The 7,720-nt window shown below is 45.1% G+C and carries 10 protein-coding genes and 1 tRNA gene; 6 read left to right on the top strand and 5 right to left on the bottom strand.

Features of this window, described 5'->3' with window-relative positions:
- From JHC35_RS04560 to JHC35_RS04570, 3 genes are all read right to left on the bottom strand, one after another.
- The coding region (locus tag JHC35_RS04560; protein ID WP_295042440.1) for a heme-binding domain-containing protein at window positions 1-390 on the bottom strand (390 nt) is incomplete at its 3' end.
- Window positions 391-474: 84 nt separating this feature from the next.
- Window positions 475-1,470, bottom strand: coding sequence for a phosphoribosylformylglycinamidine cyclo-ligase (purM, locus tag JHC35_RS04565; protein ID WP_295042442.1), 996 nt, complete (start codon window positions 1,468-1,470; stop codon window positions 475-477).
- A 58-nt stretch (window positions 1,471-1,528) separates the two neighbouring features.
- On the bottom strand, window positions 1,529-1,729 hold the full coding sequence (locus tag JHC35_RS04570; protein WP_295042444.1) for a phosphoribosylaminoimidazole synthetase: 201 nt from the start codon (window positions 1,727-1,729) through the stop codon (window positions 1,529-1,531).
- Window positions 1,730-1,890: 161 nt separating this feature from the next.
- Between JHC35_RS04570 and JHC35_RS04575 the strand changes: the two genes are divergently transcribed.
- The 3 genes from JHC35_RS04575 to dapF all read left to right on the top strand — a co-directional run bounded on the left by JHC35_RS04575 (window position 1,891) and on the right by dapF (window position 3,954).
- A complete protein-coding gene (locus JHC35_RS04575; RefSeq protein ID WP_295042446.1) occupies window positions 1,891-2,445 on the top strand; it encodes a spermidine synthase in 555 nt (184 codons plus the stop codon).
- Window positions 2,445-3,050, top strand: coding sequence for a dephospho-CoA kinase (gene coaE, locus JHC35_RS04580; protein ID WP_295042448.1), 606 nt, complete (start codon window positions 2,445-2,447; stop codon window positions 3,048-3,050). The genes JHC35_RS04575 and coaE overlap by 1 nt, the downstream gene beginning before the upstream one ends.
- Before the next feature lie 154 nt (window positions 3,051-3,204).
- Complete coding sequence (dapF, locus tag JHC35_RS04585) at window positions 3,205-3,954, top strand: diaminopimelate epimerase (RefSeq protein WP_295042450.1); 750 nt, start codon at window positions 3,205-3,207, stop codon at window positions 3,952-3,954.
- A 211-nt stretch (window positions 3,955-4,165) separates the two neighbouring features.
- On the opposite strand, the gene prfA is transcribed toward dapF, so the two are convergent.
- Both prfA and rpsT read right to left on the bottom strand, forming a co-directional pair.
- On the bottom strand, window positions 4,166-5,233 hold the full coding sequence (gene prfA, locus JHC35_RS04590) for a peptide chain release factor 1 (RefSeq protein ID WP_295042452.1): 1,068 nt from the start codon (window positions 5,231-5,233) through the stop codon (window positions 4,166-4,168).
- Window positions 5,234-5,300: 67 nt separating this feature from the next.
- Complete coding sequence (rpsT, locus tag JHC35_RS04595) at window positions 5,301-5,567, bottom strand: 30S ribosomal protein S20 (protein WP_295042454.1); 267 nt, start codon at window positions 5,565-5,567, stop codon at window positions 5,301-5,303.
- A 248-nt stretch (window positions 5,568-5,815) separates the two neighbouring features.
- Here rpsT and glmM point away from each other — a divergent pair, with 248 nt between their 5' ends.
- The 3 genes from glmM (at window position 5,816) to JHC35_RS04610 (ending at window position 7,719) form a co-directional block, all read left to right on the top strand.
- Complete coding sequence (gene glmM, locus JHC35_RS04600; protein ID WP_295042456.1) at window positions 5,816-7,156, top strand: phosphoglucosamine mutase; 1,341 nt, start codon at window positions 5,816-5,818, stop codon at window positions 7,154-7,156.
- Window positions 7,149-7,592, top strand: a complete 444-nt coding sequence (gene lspA, locus JHC35_RS04605; protein ID WP_295042457.1) for a signal peptidase II — start codon at window positions 7,149-7,151, stop codon at window positions 7,590-7,592. The genes glmM and lspA overlap by 8 nt, the downstream gene beginning before the upstream one ends.
- Window positions 7,593-7,643: 51 nt before the next feature.
- Window positions 7,644-7,719: transfer RNA gene (locus tag JHC35_RS04610), tRNA-Val, on the top strand.
- The last annotated feature ends 1 nt before the right edge of the window (window position 7,720 follow it).

Raw genomic sequence — 7,720 nt, forward strand, 5'->3', positions numbered from 1 at the left:
CTCTTTTTTCTCTGCATCACTGAGTCGTGCTTCAGGATGGGCAATGAGATATGGCGGTATCGGCATCTCCCCCTCTTTCACTTCGTCTGCGGCATCTTTGAGTTTATTTTTCTTTTGAATACCGATCATTGAGACGTTCATTTTTTCACGCCCTTCGTCAATGTCGTGCGCGATGAGCCATGAGATCGGAGCGATGTTGCTGTACCACGGATATTTGGTCTCGTTGGAGTGACAATCGGCACATGCACGGTTAAATAACTCTTGTGTACGCGGTGAATCCCATTGTACTTCGCTCATCACCGGTGGGTTGATATGATCTTTTCCATACGGGATAAACTGGATCGCAACCGCACCCAAAATAACTGCAATAGAGATAGCTTTTAAATTCATATAATCTCCTTCATGAAAATCGATTTATTATAGTGTAAAAAAAGAGTGGAGTATGTTAATGAAATGCGAATGGCGGAGCGCGGTTTAGACTAAAACCGCTTCACGTTTGCCTGTTTCGAGATGACCGATAATATATCCGTCTGTTGCGGCGAGGACATCGGCGACGTCGGCTTCTTTGACGACGAGGATCATCCCGACACCCATATTGAATGCACGGAACATTTCGGCACGCTCAACATGCTGTGCGATGAGTTCAAAAATCGGCAATACACGGATAGAGGATTCGGTGATTACGGCGCGAAGACCCTCAGGAAGGACACGTGGGAAGTTTTCGACAATTCCCCCTCCGGTGATGTGTGCAAGGGCTTGGATCTTGTTTTTAAGGGCTTTGAACGTTTTGACATAGATACGTGTAGGGGTGAGGAGCGTTTCGATCAAAGGTTTTCCTTCGAAATCATCCTCAAATTTCATCCCCATTTTTTCAAACAATACTTTGCGTGCCAAGGAGAATCCGTTAGAGTGGAGACCTGAACTCGGTAACGCGATCAGAATATCTCCTGCCGCAACTTTGTCGGTACGGTCGAGTTCGCTTTTTTCTCCGATACCGACGGCAAAGCCTGCCAAATCGTAATCATCACTATGGTACATCCCCGGCATCTCTGCTGTTTCACCGCCGATGAGGGCACATTCTGCCTGACGGCACCCTTCAGCAATACCGCTCACGACAGCCGTCGCGGCAGCAACATCCAATTTTCCTGTTGCATAATAATCGAGGAAAAACGACGGAGTTCCGAAGTTGCAGATCAAATCGTTGACGCACATCGCGACCAAATCGATTCCCACGGTGTTATGAATACCCGAATCGATAGCAAGTTTGAGTTTGGTCCCGACACCGTCGGTTGCCGCAAGCATGACCGGTTCACGATAGCCGCTTGGAAGCTCGAACGCCCCTGCAAATGATCCGATTCCGCCGAGAACACCGGGGATTACCGTCGATTTTACGAGCGGTTTGATATTTTCGACAAAACTGTTTCCTGCATCGATATCGACACCGGCATCTTTATAGCTGATTTGACTCATGAAGTCCCTCATCTGGTTGTAATGAGGGAATTATAACGAAGGGAGAGTTAGGAGAAGTTTATTTTTCGTAACAAGAACCGAAAACTTTTTTGAAAACCCATAGTGACGGGCAAAAATCAGTAATGGCCCAGACGATGACCATAACAATGACGAGAGTTTGGAGGATCATCGCATACAGCATTTGATTGCTTGCAAACAACAATAATGCGCCCGTGAGGACGATAGCCATCAAAAAACGTTGAATTTTTTCAGCACACATTAAAATGCTCCATTTATGATATATATTTGAGAAGATTATAGCGAATCTTTTGCTCCGTTTCTTTAATCTTTATAGACGAAAGAGAATATTCAATGCGGTTTAATCTCCGCATGTTACAATCGCTCAAAAATTCCCACCAAATAAGAAGAGAAACCGTTTTGATGAAAACATTTATTGCCCCTGAAATGATGACCCATGTTGCGATGTGTACCCATAAAAACCCCCACGCGGTTATGGTTTTGAGTGATTGCACTGATCTTATAAAAACGGAAATGGCCCGTTATAGAGAGATCGATGTTGAGTACGCAGATGCTAAAGATCTTCTTGGATCGCTACGAAATTCTCCGGATAAGAGTATTGATGTGTTACTTTTGGATACAATATGCGATGACAGTGCCGTATTCGCCCATGTCAACCGTATTTTAAAAGAAGATGCTTTGATGGTTTGTCGACATCCAAATCTCGACGATGTTGCGGAAAACACAAAATTGATGCAAATTTTGGGGAACTATTTCAAAATCATTATGCCTTATTACAACGGGGTCGGCGAGACTTTGCTTCTATGCTCAAAAGAGTATCATCCGACAGCTGATGTGATCTTGCAGCGCACCGATTTGCTGGAAGGACAGCAGTTTTATAATTGCGACGTTCATATCGGCGTTTTCGCCATGCCGCAATATGTCCGTAAGAATTACCTTGGGATTATCCGTAACTAATGGCATTTGAATATGCAATAGCGCTCACAGGGGGGATAGCGACAGGGAAAAGTACTGTTGCCTCTTTGCTTGGACTGAACGGTTTGCGTATTATCGATGCCGATACGATAGCCCACCGCATATTGGATGAAAACTGTGTTTGGGTATTGGAGCATTTTGGCGAAGAGTTTGTCAAAGGGGGCAAAGTAGATCGCCCGATGTTGGGGAGAGTCATTTTTTCTGATCCGGAAGCCAAAAAAGAGCTGGAAGCTTTTTTGCATCCGAAAATTCGTGCTGCGATTGAAGAGCAGAGTGACAAACAAGATTGTCTCAAATACCCCTATCTGATCGATATCCCCCTTTTTTTTGAGACGTCGTCGTATCCGATCAAAAACTGCGTTGTCGTCTATACCCCAAAAGCGTTGCAGCTGGAGCGCTTTATGAAGCGCAACGGTTTTTCCGAAGAGGAGTCATTACGCCGTATTGAAAGCCAGATGGAGATCGAAGAGAAAAAGAAGCGTGCGACATGGGTGATCGATAACTCCTCCAATCTCAAACATTTGCAGAAAGAGTGTGAGCAATTTGTAGAGACAATAAAAGCACTCTATCCTGCTCCAAAGGTTTAATTTTCTTTTCTTTACTGCAAAGAAAAGAAACAAAAGAAGCTCATCCCTCTCATGAACGCTGCATTTATTTTGGCAGGTATGCCAAAAAAATGGCTCTAGGTGATTCGAGGGATTATTTACTATAATTGCACCATTCGTCGCTAAAAGGATTTTTATGCTCCAAATCGCCAAATACTGTGCCAGCGGTAATGATTTTGTCATTTTTCATGCGTTTCACGGGGCAGATCGCTCAGGATTAGCTCGAACCCTCTGTGATCGCCAAAACGGTATCGGTGCGGATGGTTTAATCGTTTTGATCCCGCATGACAGCCATGATTTCGAATGGGAGTTTTACAATGCCGACGGCTCCACCGCATCGATGTGCGGAAACGGAAGCCGTGCGTGTGCCCATTACGCGCATCGCTTTGGATTAGCGGGTGAGAGTATGGAGTTTTTGACGGGTGCAGGGGTCATAAAAGCGAGCGTCGAGGGCAATATGGTTCAGAGTGACCTAACTCCTCCTTGTGTTGTGAATGATGATATTGTTGAGTACGAGATGCGATGGTGGCTCATCGATACGGGAGTACCTCATTTGGTGACGTTTGATGCGGATATGAATGATTTCAATATCGCGATGGCGAGAGAACTTCGTTACAAATACAATGCGAACGTCAATATCGCCCATGTCGAGAGCAACGGATCGATCCGTGTACGAACGTATGAACGGGGCGTGGAAGATGAGACGTTAGCCTGTGGAACTGGGATGGCAGCATGCTTCTATCGTGCATCGATTGAAAATGCGGTTGCCGATAATGCACGAGTCTATCCGAAAAGCGGAGAAACACTCTATCTTGGACTTGATGAGGGGACAATCACCTTTAAGGGGGAAGTGAAAGGGGTTTTTGAAACCACTTGGAGAAATTAACATTTATCTACTTTTCTGTTTAGCCAGAAAAGTAGCAAAAGAACATACCGTGATCCAAGAACGCACGTTCCTCTCGGCACTTCTGCCTTCGGAACGGCTCTTTGTATTGGATCACGGGAATTTTAAATAATAATGCCCTCACACCACACCAAGAGCAAGGTCGCGTGCAGTAGTGCACAAGCGTACCGCCAGCGTTTTGGTGTGAGGGCGATTATAATCCCGCTCGCTCCATAATCTGCGCCTGAGCATCGGCAATCAGAGGCTCGATAATATCATCCATCAATCCTCCCTGCATAATCTCATCGAGACGATACAACGTCAGATTGATACGGTGATCCGAGATACGGTTTTGAGGGTAGTTATAGGTACGGATACGCGCGGAACGATCGCCGCTCCCTACCTGCTCCTTACGCTCTGCCATCTCTTTTTCTTTTGCCTCTTCCATCTGCATATCGTACAATCGGGCTTTGAGGATTTTCATCGCTTTGTCTTTATTTTTGTGCTGCGATTTTTCGTCTTGGTTGGTGACGACGATTCCGGTAGGCAAGTGGGTGATCCGTACGGCAGAGTCTGTCGTATTGACGCTTTGCCCCCCTGAGCCGGATGAACGCATCACATCGATTTTCAAGTCGCTTTCGTTGATCGTGATTTCGACGTCATCGACTTCAGGCATGATGGCAACGGTGATTGCGGAGGTGTGAACCCGTCCTTGGGATTCGGTGGCAGGGACACGCTGAACACGGTGTACACCCGCTTCGAATTTGAGACGAGAGTAGACCTGCTCCCCTTTGATGAGGGCGATGATCTCTTTGTATCCTCCCGCATCGGATGGGCTGGTGCTCATAAGTTCAATTTTCCACCCTCTGAGGTCGGCGTATCGGACATAAGTATTAAACAAATCACCTACGAAGATAGCCGCTTCATCTCCCCCTGTTCCCGCACGCAATTCGATATAGATATTGCGTTTATCGTTCGGATCGGCAGGGATGAGAAGTTTTTTGATCTCCTCTTCGAGGGGCTCGACTTGCGGTTCGAGGGATTTTAACTCCTCTTTTGCTAATTCTCCCAATTCAGGATCAAACGCAAGCGATTTATTCTCTTCAATATCCTCGAGGAGCTTTTTGTATTCGGTTGCTTTGTTCACAATCGCTTGGATAGACGATTGCTCTTTGGAGAGTTCTGTCATCCGTTTAATATCATTGCCGATTTCCGGAGAACTGAGCAGTTCGGTAAGTTCATTATAGCGGTTGATAAATGGGGTGAGTTTTTCGGATAACATAGGTATGTCCTAAAAGAGGCGTTTTGAGAAAATGCTAAAGAGGTGATTTTTGCCCAAAGGGCAAAAATCATGCTGCCATTTTGTTAACAGCGAGGTGAAGACGGCTAACTTTACGTGCAGCAGTCTCTTTTTTCAAGACACCTTTGCTAACATATTTGTGAAGATTCGCATTTGCGATAATAAGAGCGGCACGTGCAGCATCTTTGTCTCCCGCTTCAACAGCAGTGCGAACCGCTTTAACGATATTTTTAATACGCGTACGGTAAAATCTGTTACGTTCAGTACGTTTTTCCGTTTGACGGATACGTTTCAATGCTGACTTATGGTTTGCCATGGCATTTATCCTTGTCGAGGTTTAATTTAGGGTGAAATATTACCTTAAAGAAAATTAAATTTAAGTTAAAATTTATAGAATTTGAAATAAAAAAGTTATATTAATTGTAAAGTTTAATATTTTATTAAATGATTCTCAAAACGCTAGTTTTGTAGCTTTAGGGGATTGCAAAGGACTTTAGTCCTTGCCACCAAAACGGATGAGTTCGTTTTAGTGTATAACATCAAATGAAAAGGAAGAAAAAATTTATGAAACTTTTTGGAACCGATGGAGTACGGGGAGAAGCCGGCTCGTTTTTAACGGCGGAATTGGCAATGCGCGTCGCGATGGCGGCAGGGATCTATTTTAGTGAACATGCACGAACCAAAAAGATTTTGCTCGGCAAAGATACCCGTAAAAGCGGCTATATGATTGAAAATGCGATTGTTAGCGGATTGACGGCGGTAGGATACGATGTGATTGAAATCGGACCGATGCCGACTCCCGCGATAGCCTTTTTGACCCTCAATATGCGCTGTGATGCGGGGATTATGATCTCGGCAAGCCACAATCCGTTTGAAGACAACGGGATAAAATTTTTTGACGCTCAGGGGAATAAACTCTCCGAAGAGATTGAAGCGCAAATCGAAGCGATTGCTCAAGATAAAACACGTCTTGAAGAGGGGCAAGTGACAGGTAGACAAATCGGTGCCGCAAAACGGATCGATGATGTTATCGGTCGCTACATCGTACAACTCAAAAACTCGTTCAACCGCGAATTGACCCTCCAAGGGCTGAGAATCGTTTTGGATACGGCAAACGGGGCAGGGTACAAAGTCGGACCGACGGTGCTCGATGAATTGGGTGCCGAAGTGATCGTCTTGCACGATAAGCCCAACGGGTTCAACATTAACGAAGGGTGTGGTGCGATGCACACCAAAGATTTGCGCGAAGCGGTGAAACAGTATCGTGCCGATATCGGATTGGCACTTGACGGAGATGCTGATAGATTGATTGTTGTGGATGAGAATGGAGAGGAAGTAGACGGAGACCAAATTATTGGAGCGCTTGCTCTTTTCTTGCAAAGAAGCGGAAAGCTAAAAGGTGAGGGTGTTGTAGCGACCGTGATGAGCAATCAGGCACTGGAAGACACGCTCGTAGAAAACGGTCTCAAATTGTTCCGATCCAATGTAGGGGATAAATACGTTCTTGAAGTAATGCGGGAAAAAGGGTTAAATTTTGGGGGTGAGCAAAGCGGTCATATCGTATTGCTCGATTATGCAAAAACGGGTGACGGATTGGTCAGCGCATTGCAGGTTTTGTCCTTGTTGTTGACGACAGGCGAAAAAGCGAGCAAAATCCTCAGACCGTTCAAGCTCTATCCGCAAAAATTGGTCAATATCAAGGTTAAAACCAAAAAACCGCTTGATCAAATCGAAGGGCTGAAAGAAGAGTTGGCAAAAATTGAGAGCGCACACATGCGTCATCTCATCCGCTATTCGGGTACGGAGAATAAACTTCGTCTTTTGCTCGAAGGCAAAGATGCAAAAGTGATGGAAAAAGCAATGGACAAGTTGGTGACATTTTTTGAGAAAGCTCTGAATGCGTAAATCTCTTTTTATCCTTGCGGCTGTTGCTGCGGGAATTTTTATCGCCGATCAGAATATCAAATGGCTTTTTGTCAAAGGATTTCGCTACTACACCGATTGTATCGATTTGATCCTCGTCTATAACCGTGGGGTTGCATTTTCAATGTTCGCCTTTTTGGAAGAGGCGCTCAAATGGATTCAGCTCGTTCTCTTGGCAGGAGTCGTCGGATATACCCTTTCGCTAAAGAAGAGGTGCTACAGTATTCCGGTCGGAATTATGGTGGGTGCCGGTTTTTCAAATGTATACGATCGTTTTATCCACGGCGGGGTGGTCGATTATGTCTATTGGCATTGCGGATTCAATTTTGCCGTGTTCAATTTTGCCGACGTTATGATTGATATAGCGGTATTATGGCTTTTGATTTTGAATTTTCGACCCCAGACCTGTAAAGGTTAAGTCACTTTTAACTTCCGTAAGGGTATAATTTCACCCTTGCAAAATCGATTAGGTCCTATAGCTCAGTTGGTAGAGCACTACCTTGACATGGTAGTGGTCACAGGTTCAAGTCCTGTTAGGGCCACCAT

The sequence above is a fragment of the Sulfuricurvum sp. genome (assembly GCF_022759005.1).
Lineage (GTDB): Bacteria > Campylobacterota > Campylobacteria > Campylobacterales > Sulfurimonadaceae > Sulfuricurvum.

Excerpts from the sequence above, each read along its gene's own strand:
- purM (WP_295042442.1), bottom strand. The coding sequence starts at position 1,470 with ATGAGTCAAATCAGCTATAAAGATGCCGGTGTCGATATCGATGCAGGA.
- JHC35_RS04570 (WP_295042444.1), bottom strand. The coding sequence starts at position 1,729 with ATGTGTGCTGAAAAAATTCAACGTTTTTTGATGGCTATCGTCCTCACG.
- JHC35_RS04575 (WP_295042446.1), top strand. The coding sequence starts at position 1,891 with ATGAAAACATTTATTGCCCCTGAAATGATGACCCATGTTGCGATGTGT.
- coaE (WP_295042448.1), top strand. The coding sequence starts at position 2,445 with ATGGCATTTGAATATGCAATAGCGCTCACAGGGGGGATAGCGACAGGG.
- dapF (WP_295042450.1), top strand. The coding sequence starts at position 3,205 with ATGCTCCAAATCGCCAAATACTGTGCCAGCGGTAATGATTTTGTCATT.
- prfA (WP_295042452.1), bottom strand. The coding sequence starts at position 5,233 with ATGTTATCCGAAAAACTCACCCCATTTATCAACCGCTATAATGAACTT.
- rpsT (WP_295042454.1), bottom strand. The coding sequence starts at position 5,567 with ATGGCAAACCATAAGTCAGCATTGAAACGTATCCGTCAAACGGAAAAA.
- glmM (WP_295042456.1), top strand. The coding sequence starts at position 5,816 with ATGAAACTTTTTGGAACCGATGGAGTACGGGGAGAAGCCGGCTCGTTT.
- lspA (WP_295042457.1), top strand. The coding sequence starts at position 7,149 with ATGCGTAAATCTCTTTTTATCCTTGCGGCTGTTGCTGCGGGAATTTTT.